Annotated in this window: 20 protein-coding genes; 9 read left to right on the top strand and 11 right to left on the bottom strand. The window is 43.6% G+C overall.

The window, feature by feature from the left end:
- Positions 1-158 precede the first annotated feature (158 nt).
- Positions 159-1,121: a peptide-methionine (S)-S-oxide reductase MsrA gene (gene msrA, locus NKT06_RS20985; protein WP_253438893.1), complete on the top strand. Its 963-nt coding sequence runs from the start codon at positions 159-161 to the stop codon at positions 1,119-1,121.
- Between the two features lie 102 nt (positions 1,122-1,223).
- Here the strand turns inward: msrA and NKT06_RS20990 are convergent, their stop codons facing one another.
- The 3 genes from NKT06_RS20990 to NKT06_RS21000 all read right to left on the bottom strand — a co-directional run bounded on the left by NKT06_RS20990 (position 1,224) and on the right by NKT06_RS21000 (position 4,081).
- Positions 1,224-2,459 carry an MFS transporter gene (locus NKT06_RS20990; protein WP_253438896.1) on the bottom strand — a complete coding sequence of 412 codons (1,236 nt, stop codon included), beginning with the start codon at positions 2,457-2,459 and terminating at the stop codon, positions 1,224-1,226.
- A gap of 80 nt (positions 2,460-2,539) precedes the next feature.
- Positions 2,540-3,148, bottom strand: a complete 609-nt coding sequence (locus NKT06_RS20995; protein ID WP_253438899.1) for a TetR/AcrR family transcriptional regulator — start codon at positions 3,146-3,148, stop codon at positions 2,540-2,542.
- A gap of 132 nt (positions 3,149-3,280) precedes the next feature.
- Positions 3,281-4,081 (bottom strand): lipid II flippase Amj family protein, encoded by an 801-nt coding sequence (locus NKT06_RS21000; RefSeq protein ID WP_253438903.1) that lies wholly within the window; start codon positions 4,079-4,081, stop codon positions 3,281-3,283.
- 465 nt (positions 4,082-4,546) lie between these two features.
- Between NKT06_RS21000 and NKT06_RS21005 the strand changes: the two genes are divergently transcribed.
- Complete coding sequence (locus tag NKT06_RS21005) at positions 4,547-5,017, top strand: DUF2188 domain-containing protein (protein ID WP_253438906.1); 471 nt, start codon at positions 4,547-4,549, stop codon at positions 5,015-5,017.
- Positions 5,018-5,222: 205 nt separating this feature from the next.
- Here the strand turns inward: NKT06_RS21005 and NKT06_RS21010 are convergent, their stop codons facing one another.
- A complete protein-coding gene (locus tag NKT06_RS21010; RefSeq protein ID WP_253438909.1) occupies positions 5,223-5,957 on the bottom strand; it encodes a YitT family protein in 735 nt (244 codons plus the stop codon).
- A gap of 947 nt (positions 5,958-6,904) precedes the next feature.
- On the opposite strand from NKT06_RS21010, the gene NKT06_RS21015 reads away from it, so the two are divergent.
- From NKT06_RS21015 to cysK, 4 genes are all read left to right on the top strand, one after another.
- Entirely contained in the window at positions 6,905-7,942 is a 1,038-nt protein-coding gene (locus NKT06_RS21015) for a nucleotide-binding protein (RefSeq protein ID WP_051447360.1), read from the top strand.
- A complete protein-coding gene (locus NKT06_RS21020; protein ID WP_091018200.1) occupies positions 7,939-8,172 on the top strand; it encodes a hypothetical protein in 234 nt (77 codons plus the stop codon). The genes NKT06_RS21015 and NKT06_RS21020 overlap by 4 nt, the downstream gene beginning before the upstream one ends.
- A gap of 466 nt (positions 8,173-8,638) precedes the next feature.
- A complete protein-coding gene (locus NKT06_RS21025; protein WP_253438912.1) occupies positions 8,639-9,022 on the top strand; it encodes a YhjD family protein in 384 nt (127 codons plus the stop codon).
- Between the two features lie 353 nt (positions 9,023-9,375).
- Positions 9,376-10,332 (top strand): cysteine synthase A, encoded by a 957-nt coding sequence (gene cysK, locus NKT06_RS21030; protein WP_253438915.1) that lies wholly within the window; start codon positions 9,376-9,378, stop codon positions 10,330-10,332.
- Between the two features lie 567 nt (positions 10,333-10,899).
- On the opposite strand, the gene NKT06_RS21035 is transcribed toward cysK, so the two are convergent.
- Positions 10,900-12,882 (bottom strand): ATP-dependent DNA helicase, encoded by a 1,983-nt coding sequence (locus NKT06_RS21035; protein ID WP_483311582.1) that lies wholly within the window; start codon positions 12,880-12,882, stop codon positions 10,900-10,902.
- Positions 12,883-13,120: 238 nt separating this feature from the next.
- On the opposite strand from NKT06_RS21035, the gene NKT06_RS21040 reads away from it, so the two are divergent.
- Together NKT06_RS21040 and NKT06_RS21045 are read left to right on the top strand one after the other, a co-directional pair.
- Positions 13,121-14,713 (top strand): catalase, encoded by a 1,593-nt coding sequence (locus NKT06_RS21040; protein WP_253438921.1) that lies wholly within the window; start codon positions 13,121-13,123, stop codon positions 14,711-14,713.
- Positions 14,714-15,370: 657 nt separating this feature from the next.
- Positions 15,371-16,750 carry a right-handed parallel beta-helix repeat-containing protein gene (locus NKT06_RS21045; protein ID WP_253438924.1) on the top strand — a complete coding sequence of 460 codons (1,380 nt, stop codon included), beginning with the start codon at positions 15,371-15,373 and terminating at the stop codon, positions 16,748-16,750.
- Between the two features lie 137 nt (positions 16,751-16,887).
- Here NKT06_RS21045 and NKT06_RS21050 read toward each other — a convergent pair whose 3' ends face one another.
- From NKT06_RS21050 to NKT06_RS21075, 6 genes are all read right to left on the bottom strand, one after another.
- Positions 16,888-17,169: a DUF6809 family protein gene (locus NKT06_RS21050; protein ID WP_253438927.1), complete on the bottom strand. Its 282-nt coding sequence runs from the start codon at positions 17,167-17,169 to the stop codon at positions 16,888-16,890.
- 117 nt (positions 17,170-17,286) lie between these two features.
- Positions 17,287-21,042, bottom strand: coding sequence for an AAA domain-containing protein (locus NKT06_RS21055; RefSeq protein WP_253438930.1), 3,756 nt, complete (start codon positions 21,040-21,042; stop codon positions 17,287-17,289).
- A gap of 278 nt (positions 21,043-21,320) precedes the next feature.
- Positions 21,321-22,760 carry an ATP-binding protein gene (locus NKT06_RS21060; protein WP_253438933.1) on the bottom strand — a complete coding sequence of 480 codons (1,440 nt, stop codon included), beginning with the start codon at positions 22,758-22,760 and terminating at the stop codon, positions 21,321-21,323.
- A 386-nt stretch (positions 22,761-23,146) separates the two neighbouring features.
- Positions 23,147-23,593 (bottom strand): hypothetical protein, encoded by a 447-nt coding sequence (locus NKT06_RS21065; RefSeq protein ID WP_253438935.1) that lies wholly within the window; start codon positions 23,591-23,593, stop codon positions 23,147-23,149.
- Between the two features lie 330 nt (positions 23,594-23,923).
- Positions 23,924-24,301, bottom strand: a complete 378-nt coding sequence (gene cdiI, locus NKT06_RS21070) for a ribonuclease toxin immunity protein CdiI (RefSeq protein WP_253438938.1) — start codon at positions 24,299-24,301, stop codon at positions 23,924-23,926.
- Between the two features lie 19 nt (positions 24,302-24,320).
- On the bottom strand, positions 24,321-25,652 hold the full coding sequence (locus NKT06_RS21075) for a WXG100 family type VII secretion target (RefSeq protein ID WP_253438941.1): 1,332 nt from the start codon (positions 25,650-25,652) through the stop codon (positions 24,321-24,323).
- Positions 25,653-26,301: 649 nt separating this feature from the next.
- Between NKT06_RS21075 and NKT06_RS21080 the strand changes: the two genes are divergently transcribed.
- Entirely contained in the window at positions 26,302-26,868 is a 567-nt protein-coding gene (locus NKT06_RS21080) for a DUF4879 domain-containing protein (protein WP_253438944.1), read from the top strand.
- Positions 26,869-26,972: the final 104 nt, after the last annotated feature.

Genomic DNA, 26,972 nt, shown 5'->3' on the forward strand with positions numbered 1-26,972 from the left:
GATTCAGCTTGTTTTCATTGCGGCTTGGTTGGCTTGCCAATTCAGGATATAATAGAAGAGCAAGCCTAATGCTTGTGTAACAAGTTTTAATAAAACGGTAGATTGCTGGAGCTCGAACACGAGCGCTAAATCTTCATCAGAAATGGAGTGACTATAGCATGGAACAACATTCAAATGAGTTAGCAACTTTTGCAGGCGGATGCTTCTGGTGTATGGTATCCCCCTTTGAAGAACTGCCCGGTATTCACAAGATCGTATCGGGTTATACAGGAGGAACTACCGAGAATCCAACATATGAAGAGGTCTGCTCGGAGACAACAGGACATGTAGAGGCTGTGCAAATTACGTTTGACCCTGCCATCTTCCCTTATAAGAAACTGGTTGAACTGTTCTGGCAGCAGATTGATCCTACGGATACAGGCGGGCAATTCCATGACCGCGGATCTTCCTACCAGACGGCCATCTTCTATCACAGCGAAGAACAGCGCCAGATTGCGGAAGCTTCCAAAGCAGAGCTGGGACAAAGCGGACGTTTTGACAAACCAATCTTCACCCCGATCTTGCCAGCCAAACCGTTTTATGAAGCGGAAGAACATCATCAAAATTATCACCGGAAGAACCCTGCCCATTACAAACGCTACAGCAAAGGTTCTGGACGTGTAGATTTCATCGAACGCAACTGGTCCGGTAACGTGGATAAAGACGGACTGAAAGAGCGCCTGACGCCGCTTCAATATGAAGTTACGCAGAACAGCGCAACCGAGCCTGCATTCCATAACGAATTCTGGGATCACCACGGTGATGGTATCTATGTGGACATCGTATCTGGCGAGCCATTGTTCAGTTCTACCGACAAATACGATTCCGGCTGCGGCTGGCCGAGCTTCACACGTCCATTGCGTGACCACAACGTGAAGGAAAAAACCGATCTCAGCCACTTCATGATTCGTACCGAAGTGAGAAGTCGTGAGGGGGATTCCCATCTGGGTCACCTGTTCAACGATGGTCCTGCCGAAGCAGGTGGAATGCGTTATTGCATCAACTCTGCGGCCCTTCGTTTTGTACCCAAAGAAGACTTGCAAAAAGAAGGATACGGTGAGTACGCCGTCCTTTTCCAATAAGTTATAATACAAATAAAAAAAGCAGTGGGATGATCCCGCTGCTTTTTTGTTGTGCATTCTTGATTTTAATAGACGAACTATTGTTGCACGAGAATGCATGGATTAGGTTTGGCTCGAAGAGATTTCCGAATTTAATTGACTGGCAGGAGCCGTCTGATCATTATGAAATTGAATTCGCATCGCTGGAATGATACCCAGGATCATCACGGTAACCGAAATCGCGTAGACGATAAAAATGGATGTGCTGTTCATCAATACACCTGCCATGGAAGATCCAAAAAGCATGCTTCCTATGAATAAAGGGGTGATGGTGCCATTCACTCTCCCGATCAAGTGCTCATCAATCCGGGTGACCAAATACGTGGAGATGATGACGTTGATAAATGCCAAACTGATTGAGCTCAAGAAGCCGATGACAAGAGTCAGCCAGAACCAACTGGATAACACTTCCCCCATCGTGGTTAGAGCCAGAAACAGCACACCTACGATTAGAGTTGAGGTCTGGTTCAACTTGCCACTTACAGCAGCCGCAATACCTCCTCCAATCAATAAACCTAATCCGGATGCTCCAGACAGGAACTGTAACGACGTTGCTTCAAGTCCCAGACGTTCGGTAATCAGAAATATTCCAAGTGGGCTGATGAGACCCGCAGAAAGCCCTATACAGATGAATACCATACTAAGCATTTTTAATGAGGGAGATCGAGCAACGTATTGCCAGCCCTCTTTGATATCCGCAAGCAATGAAGTATTTGTTTCCCGCTGAGTGGCGTCTTTAGGCAAAAATGTGAGTAGAAGCGCAGAGATGAGGAATAGAATGAGTAATGCGTACATGGATGCCTGAATTCCCATTGCAGTGTATATAAACGTTCCGACGATTGGTCCGAGAATTAAAAACAACGATTGACCACTCTGTGTAATCGCAATTGCAGATTGCAAATGTTCTCCTTTTACATTTCGCCTCACAATCTTTAGAGAGGATGGCTGAGAAAACTGGCTAACAATAGAGGATACAAACGTTGCTACGTATAGAATCTGCCAATAACCGGAAGATAAAACGCCAATAATCATGACAATAGACAACGCACTCAGAATATCCCCCAGTATCATCGTCCGTTTGGGATTCCAGCGATCAGCAAGTGCACCGCCAATGATGGAGAAAACAAAAATTGGAGCATATTCAAGTACAGTAATCAGCGAGACGGCTATTGGACTTCCTTGAGTTTGATCCATCACATAATAGAGGATCGCCATATTCCGGATCCATATCGCCAGATTTTGCAGCAGATCAGACCCTGTAACGATTAAAAAAGCTTTGTTCCTGAACAAAGTGCTCATTCTCCATCTCCCTTTTAAACCGACTGTCCGGTTTATTAATATTTAAAAAGAAAAACTGACGTTTCATCAGCTTTTCATAATTAATGTTGTTGGATGCCTGCCAGCAGACTGGCCATGCCTTTGTGGTAAATACGACGAATATCCGTCAGGTCCTTCTCGTAATAGAGTGTCGTCAATCCGCTAAACAGACCGTAGATAATGTGCATTACATCCTGTGGGTCATCCGGTTTTAACTCCCCGGCCTCCATGCCTTTAGTAATAATGGACTCATATGTTGCATACGGAATTCGGATCAGGGAAAGCATCTCATCGAGCATCTCCTGGCTAACAACCTGGCCCGAGACAAACTCGTTAATGGCGTGATTCAGCGGATTAGCCAAATCATCCACATAATGATCAGCAAGTCCGTACAGTTTATCTATGGCAGTCTTATACTCGGATTCTTTGTCCAGCCAAGCATCCATCCAATCTTCATTATTAAGCTTGATCAGATACATGAATAACTCTTCTTTGCTTTTGAAATGATAATAGATACTGCCTTTACTCCGATTGTTAATCGTACAGATGTCTTCCATGGAAGTGGCGCTATATCCCTTCTGGGCAAACAGTTCCTTGGTATTACGCGCTATGTCTTTCTTAATCTGGGTAACATCTTTTCTTCGTTTAACTTCGATTGGAAAAACCTCCATAAAATAAACCGACTATTCGGTCTAATAGTATCACAGCTAAAATACTCCGTCAATTCAATATGCACCGGCACCCTCTCATTGCTTCAGAAGATGTACAAGAGAGTGCCAGGCTACGCTTCAGGAAAGAAGTCGTTACATCATACTTACAATCCAACCAATCCAGTACGCAAAAGGAATTAATAACAACTGTGCCACCACTGTACCGAATAAACGGGATACCAGCATACAGCCATAAATCTGATTCATGCGATCCAAACGGATCTCGCCACGTAATGATCGGTCACTGAGCAGGGAAATTCGCGGATCAATCAGGATGGTAAGCAAAATAGTCGCTATGCCGTTAATTAGCCCGGTTGATTGGGATGCAGCTACAGCCTGCCCTGGGTAAAGGTACGCTGCGTACAAGCTGGACAGGACACCCGTGGTGTAGATTGCGGTTACCGCTACATTCAACATCATTAACCGTCTTGGCATCCCATGCTGTACCAATCGTTTGGCCATCTTCCAGGATGGCGGGGTGATGTAATACATTGCATTTCTAATCTTGCTTCGCTTCAGCATACCGCGAACCATCGCAGGAATGGAACCGGCTGCTTCAAAATGCACCACCATTCGGGATGAGAGCTTCACCATGGTTGGAAAACACAAGATGGCTAATGCCGTTCCTATCGTTGCCGCACCCATTAACCAATGCAACTGTGCTGCAAAGTGTGGATTGGCCCCACGTGTTGCGGTATCCACCAGATTACCTACCATCGGACCCTGAGCCATATTGGAAGTTCGAGAAACCAGCAGCAAAATACCAGCCAATGAAATGGCCAGCGCAATTCTGCGGGTGCGTAATCCACCGAGTCGAAGCGCATATGACAAGCTGTCTGCGGCATGAATCAGCATGGTGAACAGCATAGGGATTGCCAGGCTAAGACTAAACATATGTATGTACTCCTTTATCTTCCTGTTATTGAACTTATTTCTTTCCTAGACAGCATTATACGCCTGCGGATTGCAAAAGTATAGAAACGAGATCCTTCTGTATAAGATGAACTAAAGAATAATTACACTGGACACTCCGATGACAGAACAGCCTTCCGATCGCTGTTATCCCCAGATTTTTTTGATTCCTTTTAGAAAGGGGTAAATCCGGGGATAGCGTATGCTTCCGATGTAGCTTTCTTTCAGAAAGCTTTAGGCGAAGTGTATGCTTACGAAGTAGCTTTCCATAGAAAGCTTTTAGCTCCGCTTCTTCAGGTTCTTTCTGTCCTCTCCGTTTCGTGTAAATGTTTATTTCAATTTATATAGATCATCGGTAATTGCATTTACGACCTCGGTGTTCATCGTTTATCCCTTCCCTCAAAGGGTAATATACAACTAATCCATTATTGTACAGGAGGGATTCATATGCCTTGGAACAAACAGGATTATCCGGTATCCATGAAAAATCTGAAGCCACGTGTCAGACATAAGGCGATTGAAATTGCAAATGCCCTGCTTGATGAAGGGTACGAGGAAGGACGCTCGATTGCCATTGCCACAGCAAAGGCGGAAGAGTGGGATGAGAATCATCCCGTGCCAGAAAGTTCGAAATCGGACTCCACATCTTCTTCCGAAAATTCTAACCATAAAGAGTCATCTTCCACGCAGCGTCGGCATTCCGAGCCCGTCTCTTCGTCCAAGAGTCATGACAACATCCATGTCGTGCCTATCGACGCTGGCTGGGCAATCAAGGAAGAAGGAAAGTCTACCTATCTGTCTACATTTGAAACAAAAGCTGAAGCTGTGGATGAAGCTAAGAAACGCAGTAGCCATCAGAATATTCGTGCCATTATCCATAATCAGGATGGACAGATTGCATCTTCGATTAAGCCTTGACTGAATTGAACGACACCGGAAAATGACGGTATTCATCGTTGGCTCTTATTCAACAGTTCAGCGAATAATTAACCATGATCTGAGCGAAAACAACAAAATCCCTTTTGCTGCTGAAATGCAGTCAAAAGGGATTTTGTATGAACGTAACCGTCAATCAAGATCTCAACAAGATCCATACAGGTTATCATTATTCTGAAACGTATGATCAATGGGATACCCCTCTAGCCACCGTAGTCCGTTGTGAAACAGCAGCAGCGTTAACCGCCTTGGCTGCAGCCGATGGCATCGGCAATTTCACAGCTGAAGTCGTAGCCACGGTTCCGCGAGCCGGAACACTAACGACGTACGTAATGACTTTGCTGGCGATCCATACGGCCAGAATCGTATATAAAGTTTCTTTTACCGGAAGAAAGAAAAGCGACAATCCCAATACAAAAGCATCACTGACAAAGAAAACGGTTCCCAACTTCCATCCCTTCCAGCGGCTAACCAGCACGGCGAGAATATCGTCTCCGCCTGTCGCTCCGCCGAATCGAAGCACAATCCCAGCGCCTACTCCAGTCAATACACCGGATAGAACTGCCGGAATCCACAGATTTCCGTTAAACGACAACACCAGTGTGGAGTATCGTTCAAAGCCGTCATAGAATAGGGAAAATGCAGCGACGCCAAGCAATGCCTGAATCATGAATTTCCAGCCTTTGAGGAACCAGGCCAGGATCATGACCGGAATGTCGAGCAACAACATACCGATGGCAGGCGATAAGCCTGTTGCGTATTTTCCGAGCAGGGCCAGACCAACAAATCCGCCCTCCGATAAATGATTCTGAAAGTTAATGTGATAATAAGCAAAAGCTAAAATAAATGTACCGAGCAGCATAATGGCGAATTTGATCGCCTCTGTTTTAACGTGTTGTAAGGTTAACGATGTTCTCTTCATTCAGGTTCCCTCGCAGTTTGTAGGTTGGTTTTTTAGACCGACCGTACCCTGCAAAAGGCAAGCCTGGAAGAAATCATCGTGTACGTCCTTCGAATATTCATTCCAATCCCCTCTTTCGCAGAGTCAGCCGTTTTTTTGAAACCGGTTGGTGTACTCTACAAGGGGCGCTATGTGTATGAGAGATCGTAACGTTTCCAGATTGTCCTTGGGGAGATTGTCCTTCGGGGACTCATGGTATCCTGATCCTTTCTGTTCTGTTGTGGTTAGCTGTGCTTGATTAAACTGAAAAATAACAACAATGTAGAAGCTTGAATATTTAACTTTACACTTATCACTTCGATTCCAGTACCCTCTTTCGATCGCTGTTATCCCCGGATTTTTCGATTCCCTTTTTTTAAAGGAAAAATCCGTTGATAGCTTATGCTTCCGAAGCAGCTTTCTTTCAGAAAGCTTTTAGCGAGCGCTTCGCTTCTACAGATGGGTTCTGCACTCTACGTTCTTGTGTAAATTCTATCTCCAACTTACAGCAGTTGCAATTAAATCAATTTAAACACCAAAGCTAACTTGCTTGTTCTTCTATTATATAACACCAACGTGACCGGGTCTAAACAGCGGACCCGTCAAATATGCGCATAAAGCAGCATCTGGGCTGCTCCAGCAGTCATACGGGCACACCAGGAGTAGCAATGCTTGCTAATGGTGCAACCTGCTCCTTTATTCTATGACCGAAGCTTCCAAAAATAACTGTCAGTCACCCAACTGTGACAAATTGGGGCCTTTTTTTATTTTCTTGTGCTTTTTAAAGGAATCATTTTCCTTTTACACATACACTATAGCAAACGTAATCGGCTTATGATTTGTCCAGTTCAGACGTTTCCAGACTTACTCTGCTGTTTATGGTATAATATAACAATTGAATCCCACTACCGTTTAAGCGAGGCGGATTGATGAAAACGTTAAAGCCAAGAGTCTTTATTGGCTGCTCGCTGGAAGCGAAGCCGATTGCAGCCGCAGTACACGAAAACTTACGTTTTTCAGCCGAAGTTACCCCTTGGTACTCCGGGGTTTTTAATCCAAGTAGTTATACCATGGACGATCTGGAAGTAGAGGTCCGTACGACTGACTTCGCGATTTTTATTTTTCATCCGGATGATATATCCAAAATTCGCGGGAAGTACTACGCGTCGGTCCGGGATAATACAATGCTTGAAATGGGTCTGTTTATGGGCCGTCTGGGACGAAAGCGTATTTTTTTCATTCTTCCTGAGGATATTACAGACATCAAGGACACGACCAAGGTCGAAGGATTGCGTATGCCCACAGATCTGCTGGGACTAAATCCACTCGTATATGAAATCCGTTCTGACGGAAAGTGGGCACCAGCCGTGTCTGTGGCATGTTCCAAGATTGCAGACAGTATTGAGGAACAAGGACGCTGGAGTGATCCAGAATTGGAGAATATCATTGAGAAGCATAAACGCACCGAGGGAGAAGCAAGGTTACAACTGCTTAAGTTGCTGCGGTTCTTTAGGGAATTGCTACGCACCCGCAAAGCAGATGCCAAAATGCTGGAACGAATGAGTGATGCCCTGCGTACTGCCTTTGTCTCTCATCCTCCATTCGCTGTACGTGGCACAGCCATATACCGTACAGATGACAGTGGTTATATTGAGCAATTATGTGGTAATGTTGGAGAACCGGGGAGAAAGTATGACTTGTCCGCTAATGACGACAAACAACCGGATGATCCCAAGCGCATCCTGGTGATTGATTCTTACCGAGAGAACAAGATCAAGATCAACCTGTATGATGATTACCTTGAGAAAGAGTATCTGCTATGCTATCCTGTAGCCAAGAGGTATGTAATCACCGTTCACATTATTGGACATATTGAAGCGGATGAGGCGGTATTTCAGCAGATTGACCTACAGAATCGTCAACTGTTCAACGCCATCAACGATTTGTTAGGAGGCGAACCGGAATGAAACCGGAAACGAAAAAAATAAGCAAGCGCTGGGGCAACGAAAAAAAGGTACGCCTCAGTTCTGCGCCCGAATCATCACGACCGGTTCCGGAACCCAAGGAAGAAGATCGTTTCCACAAGCCGGCCGTACCGCTAACGACCATTGGGCCCTCCCTGAAGGGCAAGGAAAGACCTTATAAGGTCATCCTTGAAAAAGAGGCGTTCTATGAAAAGCCTCAATATCTTGCTTAATTTCTAAACACATCATCAAACCTGCCGCTGAATCGGCAGTATTCCATAGGCCCCGCCGCCCAAGGCAGGGGCTTTTTTGTTGCACATTTTTAGTAGAGTGAACTACTTTCACTTGTTGTCATAGCATCAGAGTATTAAGGCAAGCGAGCCTTAGAGGATTATTGCAATTGATTGCTTTATTTCATTGCTTGTTATTACTTCTGTAGCAGACTGCACTGCATAAGGCTTATTTGGTTTATGGCCTTAGGTTTCCTGCAAAACCCATAAATTATACCTAATTTTGGAGCGGGCTTGTCCTCAAACCCTTAGCCTCATTCACGATCTGTATCCTCAGGAAAATACGTTAATGCTTGCTTCCAATATTTCTCGGTTGTATTGTGTATCTCCATTACATATATTGATTATAATACAGGAACACATGTTCTGTAAATAAAAAATTCCAATTAAAGGTTAAGGAAGTGCACATATGACATCCTCAACTTCCGCCCCATCCCCTGCGGATGAAGACCATCGTCTAATTAAAGGTTTGGTTGTACGGACACTATTGCTGGATGTACTTGAGCGAGATATTCGAACGTTAGATACACTTATGCTTAAGATGCCTGAAGTCTACATTCTGTCGCTGACCCGTATTCAGAACAATGTGCTCAAGGAGATGTTGGGTCTTCGCAAGCAGATGAGAATTCGCGGTGTCAAAGTTCTGGAAGAGAATCGTGAAGCTGATGGTATCGAAACTCTGTATATGTGCAGGGGGTATTGGCAACGGTTCTATATGTTATGGACATTCGCACGCAATGAAGTCAAAAAAGAACTCAGTCGGCATCTGCAGATGGACTTGGCGCAGAGCTGATGCAACTCTGACCCTAATGAACTGGAGCATACGCCCTGTTGTTATCTAAACACATATGGATCTGCGACGATGTATCCGTCATTACGTTTGAATCCAACTTCTACTTGCTTCGTCCTAATCGCTGCTCCTATGACACCGAGTCCTCCGCTTAATTCAAAACAAGTTGACCACGGAAGGTTATGTTCATTAAGATGGAACAGAGATACCCAACCATTCCAATAAGGCATGATCTAAATTCAATTCCTATCATACAGAACAAGCATTGTGCCATCCATGGCAGATAGACTTGTACCGTGGGTTTTGATTTCAACTGGATATCTCTCAACGTCTTATCAATCAAGGAGCTGTACTTTATGGATTTGAATACACATTCGATTAAACAAACACCCGCACATACAGGTATTGCCGCAGACGTAACCGAACTGATCGGCCAGACACCTGCTGTTAGACTGAACCGACTCACAGGCAGCGACTCTGCTGACGTATACGTGAAACTGGAATACTTCAACCCAAGTGGCAGCGTCAAAGACCGTGCCGCCTACAACCTGATCGTTCAGGCTGAACTTGCGGGACACTTGCTCCCTGGTGCTACCATTATTGAACCGACGAGCGGCAATACCGGGATTGGTCTCGCGATGAATGCCGCCGCCAAAGGATATAAAGCCATTCTGATCATGCCGGACAACATGTCCAAGGAACGCATCAACATCCTGAAAGCTTACGGCGCAGATGTGGTGCTCACCCCTGCTGCGGAGCGGATGCCAGGTGCGATCCGTAAAGCGAAAGAACTTCAGGCAGACATTCCAGGAAGTTTCATTCCTCAGCAATTCGAGAATCCGGCTAACCCAGATATTCACCGGATCACCACAGCGCCCGAGATTATGCAGCAGATGGATGGCAGGCTGGACGCCTTCATCGCTACGGCGGGAACTGGCGGAACGATTACGGGAACCGGGGAAGAACTGCGCAAGCAGTTACCCGGTATTCGCATTTATGCGGTGGAGCCAAAAGGTTCTCCGGTGTTGTCCGGTGGCGAGCCCGGACCACACAAGCTCGTCGGTACAAGTCCGGGGTTCATTCCGGACATCCTGAATACCGACGTGTGGGATGCCATCATCCAGGTGTCCGATGAGGACGCACTGGATACGATGCGGCAGCTTGCTGCCCGGGAAGGGCTGTTGCTCGGCCCTTCCTCTGGTGCTTCGGTGTGGGCCTCCCTTCGCATCGCGAAGGAACTGGGGCCGGGACACCGGGTGCTCTGCATTGCGCCGGATACCGGGGAACGGTATCTGAGCATGGATATTTTTTAACACAGCTAACATCTTTACACGTCAAAAAGGGGCTTCCATGTCCCACAAGCCATGAGCCCATAAGTTATAAGCTTGACAGAGGCCCTCCCTTATGAGCATTCATTTAGTACTCACACATGTATTGTTCATTTAGCGCTCATTGCTTCTAATGAACCTGAGACACGCTATTCGCTCCTATTTATGCAAGTTTGAAGTGTAACGAATCACAGCGGCGTTATTTCCCCGAATTGGGTTGATTTACAGGCTTAAAAGCTACTTTCGCCGGGATAACGTTACTGAGATTCGTTAGAATTTACATCACTTCATTATCACCCTAATAAGGTGTGGTAGGTTCGTTAGAATGTTGGAGCGATTGGGAGCGAGGTGAAATCCCTCGAAAAAAAGGGAAGAGAAGTACATTGAAGGAACCATCATAATAAAAAAATAAGCTCTTGCTCACATACGGATGGTGCATCCGCAGAGAACAAGAGCTTTTTTCTGATGGGAGCCATTTCGGCCCGGTTAGAACGTATAATCCAATGTACATGTAGGATTTAGTACGATTTTGTATGATTTAGAATTCAGTCATTAATGTGTCAGGGTTGTCCATTCCACACCTTCGGGAAGCAGGGCCGCAATGCGGTCTTTGGCTTCCTTTTTGGTATACAGCGATTCATCGAGAATGACCGCAGAACCGGAATCCGTGCTTGTCCGGATCAGACGTCCAAGACCTTGCTTCACACGCAGGAGCATATACGGAAGATCGATCTCTTCATAAGGTGCAGCCGACGCACTGCGTTTTGCATTGAACACAGGGTCCTGTGGCGGATACGGGAGCGACCAGATCATCACGTTGGATAATGACGGTCCTGGAACGTCCAGTCCTTCCCACAGATTCACGGAGCACAGCACACTCTCCTCATCCTGTTGGAATGCCGCAATCAGATCACTGATCTCCCGGTCGCCCTCATACATAAAGCGCAATCCTTCTGCTTCAGGCACATGAACAATGTCCTGCTTGAACGCACGCAATTCCTCCATCGTACGGAACAGGATGAGTGCACGTCCTCCACTTTCCTGAAGCATGGACACCGCGTCGCGCATGCGATTTTCATTTTCGGGATGACCCGGTATAGCTTCATCGGTAATTTTCATCTTCATTTTGTCCGCATAATCATACGGGGAGGCCACCGAGAACGATACAAAATCATCAATGCCCAGGCTGTCCGCCACATAACGGAATGAACTATCCACAGATAACGTTGCAGAGGAGAACACGATTGGAATACCTGTGTTGAACACACGCTCGTTCAGCATTTCCTTCACCGTACGCGGCATGATCGATAATGTCGTCTCGTCTTCACTCTCTTCCGCCCAGCAGATATAGCCATCTTCCTTACGGAATAGCGCAAGTGCAGACTGAATCATGTCCAAATGCTCTTCGACAACACGCATCTGGTACCCATCCAGCGAGAACAATCCACTTTCAAATACCAATTCTTCGCCAATGGCATCCAATACGTTGGTCAGCCGTTCAATCTCACGCAGAAGCGGAGCTTCTACCCGAACTTCTTTCCGTTCCGATCCCGGAATCGCCACCGTATACGTATCTAGTAACGCAAACAGGCGTTCACTGCTCTCAATGGCTTCATCCACACGCTCCGCGAGGGATTCACGAATCTCTCCTTCAAGCAGGCGAGTCACGAGTTCCTCGAAGATGCGGTGTTTCAGCTTGTAACTCAGTGCGTTCAGAGCTGCTTCTTCCAGCAAATGTCCTTCATCAAATACAACCGAGCTGTGGTCAGGTAGCAGGGGCAGTTGTCCCTCGCGTTTGCGCGCATCATAGGTCCAGACATGCTCCATGTAGTAATCATGGGAACAGATGATGATGTCTTTGGAACGACGGTAATGGTCACGCGACAGCGTCAGGCCGCAGCGTTGTCTTTTTGGACAAACAAAACAATCCTGGAACGGGTCCCAGTTGATTTTGTTCCATTGACGATCATTCAGATGTGGATACTGTTTGCGGTCACCGTATGGATGGAAAGCCTGAAGCGTACCCGGCGTGTTCACAAAATCCGGCAGGCTCTCATGCACTTCTTCAATAACAGGCGCATCCTCATCGGCGAATCGCACCGCACTTAATTTGTTCAGACAGACGTATTGGTCCGGGGACTTGCCGAGACGTGCGTCCACTTCCAGATCCAGATGTGCAGCCAGCTTCGCAATATCTCCGCCGGGCTTCACCAGTTGTTCAATCAAGGACTCATCGGCACAGGCGATCACGGCCGGTTTGCCCGTATAACGTGCATAACAGACCGCGTAGAGCAGATAGACTAACGTCTTGCCTGTTCCGACACCGGCCTCCGCCATAATGGTCTTTTTATCTCCATAGGCCCGTTCGAGCTGGTACGCCATAAAAATCTGTTCATCCCGTACCTCGAAACCGGACTCTGGCAAAATATCGTAAAAAACATCGGCAACCCATTCCCCTAGACGGGATACAAAGGGCTCTGCCGGATCATATGCAAAAGGATAACGTTGTGTAGACAATCCTAGGTCAGCCTCCATTCTTAGACAAGCGGTCCAAATTTCATTTTCCGTTCAAAAAAGGCCGCTGGGCAAAAGTTAATTATCCCACGCCATGAGGCGGGTGACAAGATTTTTTTTACGAGGGAGCTCGCAGGGCGGTTGGTTAGTTTTTTCAAAAGGTCGTTTAGATGTTCGTTGGTTGCCATAATGTATAGAACCTGCCCACAGGGAAAATATATACAGGAATCCAACTTAAGGAAAGGTGGCGTTCCACTCCATGGATAACCATTCTTCACAATCCGAGCATTCCTCAGACCAATCAAGCGAGACTTTAACGGACCGACAGGGACATCCCATCACGGACAATCAGAACGTACGAACCGTTGGCAGCCGTGGACCGACAACACTGGAGAACTATCATTTTCTCGAAAAGATCACTCACTTCGACCGCGAACGCATTCCGGAACGGGTTGTGCATGCCCGGGGTGCTGGTGCTCATGGCGTATTTGAAGCATATGGCACGGCCGGGAATGAACCAGTATCGAAGTATACACGGGCACGTCTGTTTCAGGAAAAAGGAAAAGAAACCCCCGTATTCGTTCGATTCTCAACGGTTATTCACGGTGGACACTCTCCCGAGACGCTACGGGACCCGCGTGGCTTTGCCGTGAAATTTTATACCGAAGATGGCAACTGGGATCTCGTCGGTAACAACCTGAAAATCTTTTTCATTCGTGATCCGCTCAAGTTCCCGGATATGGTACACGCCTTCAAACCCGACCCGTTGACCAACGCACAGGATATGGAGCGGTTTTTCGATTTTGTCTCACTCAGTCCCGAAGCAACCCATATGGTGACGTTCCTCTTCTCCCCTTGGGGTATTCCGGCCAATTACCGTCAGATGCAAGGGTCAGGTGTCAATACATACAAATGGGTCAATCAGGAAGGCACGGGTGTACTCATCAAATACCACTGGGAACCGCTGAATCAGGGCATACGTAACCTGCTGCAAAAAGATGCGAGCGAGATTCAGGGGCAGAATTTCAACCATGCCACACTGGATCTGTATCATGCCATTGAACAAGGCGACTATCCCGAATGGGAGCTGTGCGTTCAGGTGATGGAAGATGGCGAGCACCCGGAGCTGGACTTTGACCCGTTGGATCCAACCAAGCTTTGGCCGCAGGAGCAGTTTCCTTTTCTACCCGTTGGCAAAATGACGTTGAACCGTAATCCCGAGGATTATTTCAATGAAGTGGAGCAAGCGGCATTTGGTACAGGTGTATTGGTGGACGGACTGGATTTCTCGGATGACAAGCTGCTGCAAGGACGCACCTTCTCCTATTCGGATACCCAGCGTCACCGGGTCGGTGCGAACTACCTGCAACTGCCTGTGAATGCGCCGAAGAACCGTGTTGCGACCAATCAGAGCGGCGGGCAGATGCAATATCAGGTGGATCGTGCACCGGGGCAGAATCCGCATGTGAACTACGAGCCTTCCTCTCTTGGTGGGTTAAAAGAAGCTACACCGCGCGGCCCGGAACATGAACCGTTGGTGGAAGGCAGGCTAGTGCGTGAGAAGATCGAACGCACGAATGATTTTGGACAAGCCGGGGATACCTACCGGGCATTCGAGGATTGGGAGCGGGATGAGCTAATCAGCAACATGGTCGATGCTCTGGCCCAATGCAAACCGGATATCCGGGAGCGCATGATCTCTCATTTTACCCAAGCGGATGCCGATTACGGTCGTCGTGTGGCGGAAGGACTGGCGTCAGTGCCTACCGATGATAGTGCAACTGTCCAGCCGAAACATGAACCAAGTGTCGAGCAAGCGAAGAAGCGCAGTCGTGAGACGGACGGATATTAAAGTGGGCAGCGTTGTAGAACTCTCGTCTATGCATCGCTTATAATGCAATGAGATTGTTCGGATCGATAAGTCCCAGCGTTGGTTTAATGGAGCACATCGCTTGATTCGATGAGTCTTGCCATGAAGGACAGTGCTTACAAGGATCATATAATGCCACTTCGAACATCGCCCCAATAGTCTCGTTGCCTCTGGCAGCCGCTATGGGGCTTTTTGTTATACGTTGATTGCCCCATCATTTCGATAGAGGGCACGGATTATGCTTACGATCTCCTATTGGATGCGTACGGCTCTTTATTTGAAAATGCGAAGTTCATTTGGGTGGATTGAGGGTGAGTCTCGTGCCTTGAGCGTTGTAAAAGCGTGCATCTCGAAGTTCATTTCAGATGATTCATCGTTAAATCAGGGCTACCAGCCAATGTCAGGATTACATGTAACCTGTAAAACTCCATGCACTGGGAGCGACTACGCCTAACCTGCCTGTATCTTGACCCATGTGATCAAATGATTATTGAAGATGACGTTTACAACATTCACCATAAAACTATGCTGTACAGATAGTATTCATTCCATCGCAATGATCTACTTCATCGATGCATCTGTCCGGCATACCGTAACAGCTCACGCATTCCATTTTCCATTAACCAAGGAGGTCTATTAATGAAATTATTCCCATCCACATCTACTCATGTGTCTGTACGATCTGTACATTCCCTGAAGGAGCGCTCCCTCAAATCAAAAATGGCCCAGATCTGTCTGAGTGCCGCTTTCCCTCTTTTATTGATTGGTGGTGGATCGGTTAGCGCGGCGGATGTAATTGAGAGCAACTTGCAAAATAATCCATCAGAAGCCGTGGCTACCTCAAGTGTGGCACTTGCTGCGGGTGATCTCTATGTCTCCCCTAACGGCTCAGCCAGTAATCCAGGAACCATCAACAGTCCAACGTCTCTGGCTAACGCATTGACCCAGATCGCTCCGGGCAAAACGATCTATCTGCGCGGCGGCACCTACAGCTTCTCGCAGACCATTACCATTGAACGTGGTAACAGTGGCACCTCCTCACAACGTAAAAATCTGGTGGCGTATGGATCGGAGAAACCGGTCTTTGATTTCTCAGCCCAAACCTTCGCTTCCACTAATCGTGGACTGCAAATGTTCGGAGACTACTGGTTCGTCAAAGGTCTTGAGGTGAAAGGTGCGGGTGACAACGGAATCTTCATCGGAGGCAGCTACAACCGCCTGGAGCAGATCGAAGCCCATCACAATCGGGATACGGGGATTCAAATGGGACGTTATGCTTCCACCGCCGCCAAGAGTGAATGGCCTGCATATAATGAAGTCATTCGTTCCTACTCCCACAACAACTACGACCCGGATGACGGCGAGGATGCAGACGGTTTTGCCGCCAAACTGACCGTTGGCCCGGGCAACGTCTTCGACGGCTGCATTGCGGCCTATAACGTGGACGATGGCTGGGATCTGTATAGCAAAACGGACACAGGCGCCATCGGCGCGGTCACGATCCGCAACAGCATCGCCTACGCTAACGGTGCAACATCAGACGGTACTTCTACCTCCAACAGTGATGGCAACGGCTTCAAGCTCGGAGGCGAGAAAATTGCAGTGAATCATATTGTGGAGAACAACATTGCGTTTAATAATAAAAAGCATGGCTTCACCTATAACAGCAATCCAGGTTCGATCCAGATGAAAAATAACACCTCCTGGAACAATGGACAAAGCAACTTTGCCTTTGATGTAGGCACCCACATCTTCACCAACAACCTGTCCTTCCAAGGCGGAGCCAGTGACAAAACAAGCGGAACCGACGTCAGCAGCACCAACGTCTGGTGGAAGAACAAAAAAAGCGAGAACGCCAAAGGCCTGCTCGCCAGCGCAGCCGACTTTGTCTCCCTCGTACCTTCGGTAACACGTAGCGCGGACGGAACACCTATCTTGGATAATTTCCTCAAGCTTGCGGGTGGTAGTGATCTGATTGGATCGGGTACGCCAGCGGGTACAAATATCGGGGCGCGGTAGGTTGTTGGTCAGTGAGATAAAGGAATAATTCAAAAGCAAAGTCCCCTCCCCATGCCAACCTGATCGGTGGTAATGGAGAAGGGGATTTTTGAATTGCTTTGTATTGTCTGCCGCTGGCTTATGAAGTAGGTAAATACTCACGGTTTGGCTAAAACCTCAATGATGAGTCTACCGCCTGTACGAAAACCTTTCTCAAAAGCTGCTTCCACATACATAGATGTGGACTGTCCGATAAGGTCTACTAATTGCTCCAAAGCATCGTATTCTGTATCTGTGAGATTTGTTTTGTAGTTATGCATCATGTCCGATATTTGACGATTGATCTCCTGATACTCTTCTTGCTCCGGATGAATCGACTCGTCCAACCGCAGGTTCCCGTGAAACAAATCCTCGATCAGGTTTGACATGTTATTCTTCATGCTATAGTCACCTCAGGAAGATTGTAATTCAAGGAATGTGGCGAGATGGGGATTTAGCGGGAAATCCGCTAGTTTTGTCTTTAGTTCATTCATATGGAAATTTTAAAATTTAAACTCTTAATAGAAATTTCTTTCTCCTTTTTCAATTAATTCTTTGATTCGTTGATCTATTTTCTCAATTTCATAGGCAGGATTCTTCCACCAGTTTCTACTCCAAATTCGCTCAATGATCCATCCTCTTGATTCCAGATATCTTTGTCTGTAGACATCACGTTCTCTAGCACTTGGCGAACTGTGATACATAGCTCCATCACATTCTATACCTAGAATATATCTGGAAGAATCATTCGGATGGACAACTGCCATATCAATTCGATAACCTGACATACCTACCTGAGTAGTCAGTTCATATCCCAAGTTACGGAGTTGCTGATACACTTGTTCTTCAAATGGAGAATCAAATTGTAAGGATTGCTGAGCTGTATGCGTGCTTATTGTTTCATTGATCTCTTGAATCACCGATTTGATATCTTCATTTTTATTTCCAGAAACGGCTCTAGCATATTTCAGGTAACTTTTGAATAATCTAGGACCTGGTTCTGACGCATTGGCTACATTTAAATCCTCGGGCTCAATGCTGGAAACTACTGTTATGCTTTCCTTAGCACGTGTAATCGCAACATTAAGTCGATTTTCACCATTCTTTTGATTGAGTGTTCCAAAACGGTTATACACTTTTCCTTCTTCATTTTTAGCGTATCCGATAGAAAATATAATAATATCTCGCTCGTCACCCTGAACATTCTCAATATTTTTTACAAAGAGCCTCTCATCTAAGTCACGAGCCATTTGTTCCGTGTAAAGTACTCTGAACTCTTCGTCTTCTAAAACTGTCTTATCAATCACGTCAAGAATTTTAGACTGTTGTTTCGCGTTGAATGTAATGATACCAACCGATTTTTGATCTTGTTCGATTAATATCTTTTTCAACTGCATCACAACTTCCAAAGCTTCAACTTCGTTAGACTGATTCAACCATCTTCCGTTTACCTTTTTCCAGACAATTGCAGGCGGGATTTTAAACGGAGTAACATTGGGTGCAATTTGGACATAACCATTATAAAAAGCATGGTTTGAGAAATTAATTAGCTCTTCAAATTTTGACCGATAATGCCACTGTAAAATCTTTTCTGGAAAGCGTCTTTTCGCTAAATTCAGTAGGCTTAAAGACTCGTCCACATCATACTTCGCTTCGTCATCGTCTTCGTCATCTGCATAGCCGGATCTAAACAAGTTAGATGGTTGAAGTTGCTTTTCATCCCCAGCTACAATAATTTGTTTTCCACGATATACAGAAGGCATGCTGCTTTCAACCGTTAATTGTGAAGCCTCATCAAAGATAACAATATCAAACATTCCCTCTTGAAGAGGAAAAATTGAAGAGACCACATCTGGCGAAGCCAGCCAAACGGGTAAAATATCTGCTAATACGTTATCGCTGAATTGGTTTACTAACTTTCGAAGAGGCCAAATCATTCTCTTTTTACTCGTTTGATGCTTTAACTCTTTTGTAAATTGTCCTTTATTAAGTTGCAGAAGATTAACATGATTCCTTAATTCGTGAATTAAATATTTTGCTGATACTTCCCGTTTTTCTTCTAATAATTTTGCAAATGATTGGCGTATTCTCCTAAATTCGTTTGTAGAAATCTTCTGAACATCAGGGTACTTCGCTTCAATTTGATCAATCCAGTGTACATATGCAGAATTCTTAAAAATGTCGACCCAAGACTTATTGAGGGACTTCTCATAATCAACTTTTTTTTCCTGCAAGGCTGTTATAATGCTTTTTATTTCAATGCTGGACTGCTTCCAGAACGTATCCATTGATTTCAAATCATCAAAATCTTGCTGGAAATATTCTAAAAACAAGATTAATTCTTGTAAAGGAATTTCCCCGTCTGCTACTCGCTCCTGTAACCTTACTACATCTTCTCCCTTGACTAGTGAACGTAATGCATTCAAATCTTCATTTAGTGTCATGGTTATTTTGCCTAAGTCGTACGTGTACTTTAAAATCTTTTTAATTTTTACCCACTCGGTTGAATTTGTTCCTTTAAATACCTCTCCATTCGTAATCTGACCAATGATGGATTTGCCTGTAAGTTTGGTCCACCAGAATAAGCGTAGCCCTGGAAAAAAACGCTTTTGATTACCATCAAGTTCTGGATATATTTTGTTTATCTTTTGTTGAACTTCCCAAGCGTAAGCAGGAGTGAACTTTATCAGACCTAACTTTTCGATAATATCTATGGCTTTTTTTGCTTTATCAATTAAATCTTCCAATTTCTTAATCGTATCCAGTTTCTCTTTTATATCAAAGTCAGCAAAACTATTACGATCACGAAGCGGATATTGCTCTTTTCCATACAACTCATACCATTCTCCATACGTGAATAAAGCCTCCGTCATTTTAGGAAAAGACTCCTTCGACAACTGACCAGAAACGTTTTGTAGCGAAATGATCTTGTTTGAATCAATAATAGGATTGGATAGACCATAAAGTTCATACAATCTGTAACCAAACGGTTGCTTTTCGTAAAGTGCTCTTGCAATTGTATTAAGTAATTCTTCTTGCTCATTCAGCCTGGAGGTAACGTTTATTAATTGTTCTAAAGCTTCAGCAAATTGCAAATCGTTATGCTCTAATATTGTCGTTATCTTTTGATAAAGTAATTTTCGATCAACATTTTCATCGTGTACCAGAGCAATATGATCACTTAGACCTAATGTATTCATCCGTTGATAAACCACATCTAATGCAGCTCGTTTTTGACATACAACCAGAATTTTTTTCTTTCTATGTAGAGCATCCGTAATTAGATTTACGATAACTTGGGATTTACCTGTTCCTGGAGGTCCATGGACAACAAGACCTTTTTGGAAACGAGCTTCTCGAATAATTTCTTCTTGTGAACCATCACTTTGCAATACATTTAAAATATCACCTTTAATATCAACTCGTTCATCAAGTTTTACTGGATTAGACAATAATCCTTCATCCCTTGATTGATTAATATTAAAATCAATCATTTCTCCCACTAATGCAAGGGAACTGGAATCATTTAAATGAATTAATTCATCGAAATCGCGAACGATGGCTGATCCGCCTTGCGGAAAATCTCCTATCACTGCATTTTCCAACAGTCTCATATTTGATACTTGTGGAATGTCATTAGACATGTACTCTTTTAAGCGACTTAGTCCCGTTTTTGTATATTCCACCTTTAGCTGTTGCTTTGCCAAGAAATTGATAACTTCATTAAAATCCATAGAACCTGCAACTGAGGCAGCCTCTTCGAAAATCTCTTCTGAAAAATTAAGTTGATTTAACTTCTTCAAGGCCAGAAAAAGAGTTCTATTAAGCTGTGGGCCACCCTCCTCGAGTTGAATTACCCACTTTTGTAGCTTGGTATTATCTTTCTCTAGTCGGATTGGGAACAAAAAAAGAGGAGCTTGAATGAAGGTACCATCTACAAGAGTTCCTGATAAGAATGGATAGCCTAAGTATAAATCATGGACACCTGACTCATCTTCTGTCGCTTTAATTTGACGATAAAGATCTGTAAGTTTTTTGGATAAACTCATTGACTTTTCACTATCGATTGACGGCTTCAGTAAAGTGATCTTCTCTTTGATTCTCTGTTCTAAAATCGCCTTTAGAATTGATTCAGAATCTTGCCTTGTTTCCATAATATCTATTGCAGAAAGGTCGAAGCTCCATTTCTGATAAATCTTTAATAATCGAATGGAGCGATTACGTTTATTGATATTGTTTAGCTTATCTCTCATGTGCAGTAACTGATCTTTCAATGCTTTCACGTCCTCAAAACAGAAATTATATCGGTATGGTATTATTACATTAGAAAACTGAAAAATCAGCAAATATAACAAAAAATCTACGTATATTCATAATACAACACTGACAGCAACATTGAAAATTGAGACCAAACCCGTCAAGTTACATAAAACTAGACCCAGCATAAGCTGAGCCCGATGGTGGTATTTGTATCTGCGCAAGTTAGTATTTTACGTAAAAACTCAAATATCTTCAGTTCAAAGTTCAATCATTCCCCTAAACGATATCCGTTTTACATCTTAAATAAACCTAAAAATTTCCTTGGTGATTCATTTTTAATAGCATAGGACGATAGTTGCCCAAGCATTTGAGTTAATCCGTTCTCAAATTCTAAAGATTCATCATCTGCTCCAGTAAACGCATGAGTAATTTCATGTAACAAAGTACCCGAAAAATCAACTACGTTCTGTAATTGACTCCTTTTTATAGTAATCCTTTGTTCTAAAGGTTCCCATAATCCAAGTGCTTCAAAACCAGAATAATCTACCCTCATCGTCTCCGAAATACAGATCTCTTTTATGTTCTTTGTTTGGCTACTTGGTAGCCAATTTAAGATTAACTCTTTTACAGCAAAAACCTTTTGTTCATCTTTCGATAAAGAAGAAACAGTTATGTAATTAAACTGAAAACTTGTGTTAAATTCTTCTCGATAACCATCTAAATCTCGAATTGGCTTTCCTTCAATATCTTGGATTTTTGTAAGTCTAAAGGCAATGGACTCTGGAACAACCACAACTCGGTAACCATCATCTTGTGCATGAGTGACTAAAGAACCGCCATTCCTCATTTGATCAGGCGTGAGGAAAATTACATTTTCGCTAGCGTTCAAGATTTTACAGGCATGGAGTTGCACATCAGTCCATTGCAGCTCGTCATGAATATAACCGGTTTCAAAATTTTTCAGATCCGCTGCCATTTCATTAGCAACTTCTGAATCGGTACACGCAAGTAGTATAGATTTTACTCTGTCTGTGTAAGCACTCCGCCCAACGTTCGTCCGTTCTCGATTAAGCGCTTTGCGTAAAGCTGCATTTAAAGAGGTAATATTATAGCTAAACAGGAAATTCTCTTCTTCAGCTACACACAATCCGTTCACATAAATTCTTGCTTTATTCTGCTTATTTGGATTTAAGACAGATCCATATGTGGTCTTTTCTAATATTTCATCCCCAGAAAAATAAAGAAAAAAATCTTTGGCTTGTTCCATATCCTCATCTTTGACTCCATATAAAGTCACATCTGTCCCCACAAGAGTATTATCAGATGGTGGCTGAATCACCGCATGCAGAGTAAGGATATCTTCAAATCCATGCTTATTACTTTTATCCATAGATATATCTGCATGACGAGAACGAATTAAGATTCGGATATTCTGACGGTCAAAAGTAGCCATTGCATCTTTCAATCCTACACCAAATTTCCCAATTACCATCTCTGGATTATCTAACTTTTCCTTATTTTCATTTTGTGTAAAGTGCTCATATCGTAAACCACGGCCATAATCTCGAATGTGCCACGCTCCTTGTTCATCTTTATAAATCTCCGGGACAGATGTTTGCGATAATAGATGCTCATCAAAAGCATTAGCAATTAGTTCTCGTAAAGCATAGGCAGGGGTCCAATGTTCAAGCACTTTTTCAATATTTAAGTCAAATTGACGTGAAGCTTCCATGATCTTTCTCCTCCTTAAACATATTTCATATTGTCATTATGTATAGTCATGAAATGAGATTAGCTTCTATTTTTTTATCTACTTGAAAATAACCTCCACTCGAATGAAGAAAATCCAGAATATTTAATGCTGTCTTTATATATTTTAATTCAAAGAATCCTTTTTCGTAAAGATTTCCATTTCTGAGCCACCACTGTTAAGTATTTTCAATTATACTTGCAAACTCAAACTCATGTTAAGAGATCTTTTAAATGAGACGATAAGACCAAATTCCTTCAGTATATCAGCTCAATACTTCACGTATATAAATAAAAGCTCATTCCTACTCATCTTGAGATAGGAACAAGCTGTTACAAGTTGGAACATAAAATTATTTCATACTAACTCTAAATCTCACTGATCTCACTATATTTTTTGTTTAACCACTCTAATGCTACTTGCCCTTCTTCTTTCAAGATAACGCCTCGCTGGCTTTTATACTGAAAGTTCTCTTTTGCCCATAACAATAGTATCTTTACATATTCTAACGTCTCAATTTCACATGTGCTGTCCTCTTCATCTTCTTCTGCAAAGATATCTTCAAAAGTTGTAAAAGACTGGTCAGATCTTATTAAGTTCACATTCCCTCCACCTTCGTATAACGTTATTTCCCCTTTCTGTAATTCGATTAAGTTTCCGATCTCTTCCTGGATCGTGGCGAAGTCTCCAAATATATCCGATCCCAAAGAATTACTAATCAGATAACCATTCTTTAACGATGAATCAATGCCTAAGTCCACGATAACTTCGTTGAAATCTTCTTTATATTCAATGGTATACTTGTATTTAATCATGTTTGTATCTCCAATCTTTTTATTACAATGGACAGGCGGATGTAATCATATCAATATAACCATCAATAATTTATTCAGCATCTTTATTTGCTGTCCTGTCACCTTCTTTGATTATTTTCTGCATACAAAAAAGCTCGTTCCTCACAACATTCAGGTGGGAAGAGCTTTCGGATTTTTTACAACACCAATCGGGGTCATACGTTAACGTTTTTAGTGCTTGCATATCTTCCCAACTGTACAGCCAGTACTTGGACTATGAATACTATGGACGCATAAGATAAACGAACTTTCGTTGTTCCTCCAAATGATTTATGATTCACAATCAGTGAGTTAAGAATGTAAACCCAATCTTTTTTTTACCATATCTAATAAATTATAAATCTCCAGTTTAGCTTCTGGGTGCTCCTTCACGTACTTCTCACTGTAAATCATCAAATAGTTATAAAATTCATCATGCTCCATCACTGCCATTACATCTTCATCATATGCTGGCGGCTCTCCAATAAAACACACTTTCTGATCACCGATATACTCTTCCTCTTCTGGCATATGATAGGATGAAAATTGTACCTCCAGTGGACCTGAACCATAACCATGTCTCTCATGATCTCCGAAGTATGTTAATGCTCTTGGAAAATCAATAATCCAGAAATAAGATTCGACTAATCTATCTATTTCAGCTTTTGTTGTCAAAATTTTGTACATCATATCTCTCCTCCGATATTAATTAAAAAGCAGGATAAAAGTTCTTTATGTTCCCTTTTTCATCTACGAACCCCACAAATTTCAGCCCATTTAGTTCTCCTTTAACTATCCCGTTTTTCACGTTTCCAGTCTGTATCTGTGGCTCTAATGCTGCTTTTCCCCAATTATACATTTTTTCATTAGAAATTATATTAGGATCATATACTGTTTTGGGATCATTCACTCTCTTCCCAAGCACATTTCCATTTGAGTCCGTTATCGGTTCAAAAATACTTTTATCTGATTCACTTCGTTTCAAGGACGGAATTTGATACTCCACCTCGTAGATCCCCTCGACATTGTGCTTCTTGGGCTCACCTATAAAATAATCCTTTTTAACACTCAGCCCATACTTATTTGCGTCTTCTTGTAAGGCCTCATTAAATTTGTCCATATTATGACCACCTGATACTCCAGGTCTACTACCTCTCTTAAATCCATCAACGTTTACTAGGTGAGCATATGGCCTTTGCAATTTCTCAGCATCACTTACATGTTCACTTATTACTGTCTTAGTTACTTGTCCCTTGCCCTCAGAACCCTTCTTCTGCTCATTCGTTTTCCTCGCTTCAGCCGCTTCCAAATTCTTTTTAATCTTCGCCACAGCTGGATGAGAAGAAGGCAAGCGAAAAGGTCCTTTACCACCCGGCATACTCCCGCGAACCATCTGAAATGCCATAAATAGCTGGCTAAACTTTAGAGAAGTCAACATCATCTGAGCATATTTATCGGATACAGGCTCGCCTGTGAAGGGATGAATTCCATTTTCAAAGGCTTTGATCTGCATCGCATAAATATCTTCCCCTGGCGCTTCAGCATCCGTAGCTTGCATCCGACTAAAATCCCAATGCCCCTGATCCTTCTTAAATGCCTGAAGGGCTGCCTGATCCGTAACACCATTCTCGTTCACAGGCATCCACATCAGCTTCCCATACACATTGACTTGCGCCATCCGGTAGCCTTTATCCTCCGTACCCGCATCACTTGCTGAACTCCTCATCATTGCTGCCGCACCAACAGCACCAATAACACTGCCCAGACTGCCCTTCTCCGCGTCTGTATTCTCAAACCAGATCGCGATATCCTTTAACTCTTTCGAAGTATACACCATGCTCTCCAGTGCTTTATCCAATATAGGGCGCGACTGTTCAAACTCATAGTAGAATCGCTCCTGCGTCGCCCCCATCCACATCATCTGAACGAACATGATCTGTCTCGTCAGTTCACTGCGAATATGCTCCAACTGTTGTCTGGCCTGATCCACCTGATTGGATACATGATGTAGTTGCTCAGGATTCACCTTAATCGTACTCATCCGTTTTCACCGCTCATCTGATATATGATTAACCTATGTTAGCAGAAGTACTAGTACAATACATCCGCCTAACCTCCTGATTTCACTGCATGAACCTACGCTCAGAATGATTTATATCCGTCCTTCAGCCCCATAGGATCTCTTTGTAGGTATATATTGTTCATGAGGATTGTCCTTCAATTTGACGACTAAAGGATACTATGGCAATTTACTGCGATGAGCAGCATGATTTAATAAATAATAGAATTAATGAAATACTTGACTCAAAGTGATAGATAGGGGTACTATATGTTTGTATAAATGGAATATATTACAATTTAAATATTTATTTTGGAATCTTATATTTTCAAGGTGGGGATCAGAGCCTGTCATAGCTAAGATATCAATGCGTATAAATGAGTTTTACATTTTGTCTGCAACACATAATCATTGGCAGGCATTCATTTTACATATACATTCCTACTTCATAGAGTTTTCTAGCCTGTAGAGTTCTACCTCCTTTATTTCTGTGTCAGTAAAGAAAAAAGGGGAAGAACCATTTTCTTAAGAAAGGAGGGCAAGAGGCTTTAATCTGCAAGCAGGTCTATTTGTCGTTATCCATATTTTTGTAAAAAGAATACCCATAATAAGAAAGGTGGAATTTATTACCATGAAAAAGTTGGTTGGTTTAGCTCTTATTCTTGTTCTCGTACTTTCGTTTAATGTAGCTGCCTATGCAGATGGTGATGTGACTCAAGCCAAACCGTTAACAAAGGAAGAAATTATTAATTCAAAAGAATTCCGTGAAGCTGTGAAAGCGGCTAAAGCTGAATTTGAATCGCAGAAGGCTGATAATGCGGGTGGTCCAGTTCTGTTTGCGCCTGCTCCGAAAGTATCTCACATTAATGTATACGGTGTCGTATCTCCTAATGGCGGTCAAGAAATTTACGGCTTCAATAACAACCCGCTCTCCACAACCAATGATCATGGTGGGGCTTGGATTCAGTGTATTACTTTCCAGATCGGTTATGACAGCAGTCACTTCGGCAAACTCGCTGGCAATACAATGACAAACAACTGGTCTGAAGCTATTGATCTAGACGGTGATCGTGTCATAGATGCTTTTGCCCATTCTTGGGTTTATGAATCCCCTAATACAACAGGCGGACAATTTGTAGGTACGGTCTATTCCATTAACATCCCAACACAGTGGACCGCTTGGATTAATGTTCGTTAACAGGAAGGATGTTATCTGAATATTGGAGGAACTGGCTATATTGGTTCTATCCTGAGGAATACGGGAGGTAAGCCCAAAAGCTCATCAGCTTTGGATACGAATCG

The sequence above is a fragment of the Paenibacillus sp. 1781tsa1 genome, assembly GCF_024159265.1.
Taxonomy (GTDB): Bacteria; Bacillota; Bacilli; order Paenibacillales; family Paenibacillaceae; genus Paenibacillus.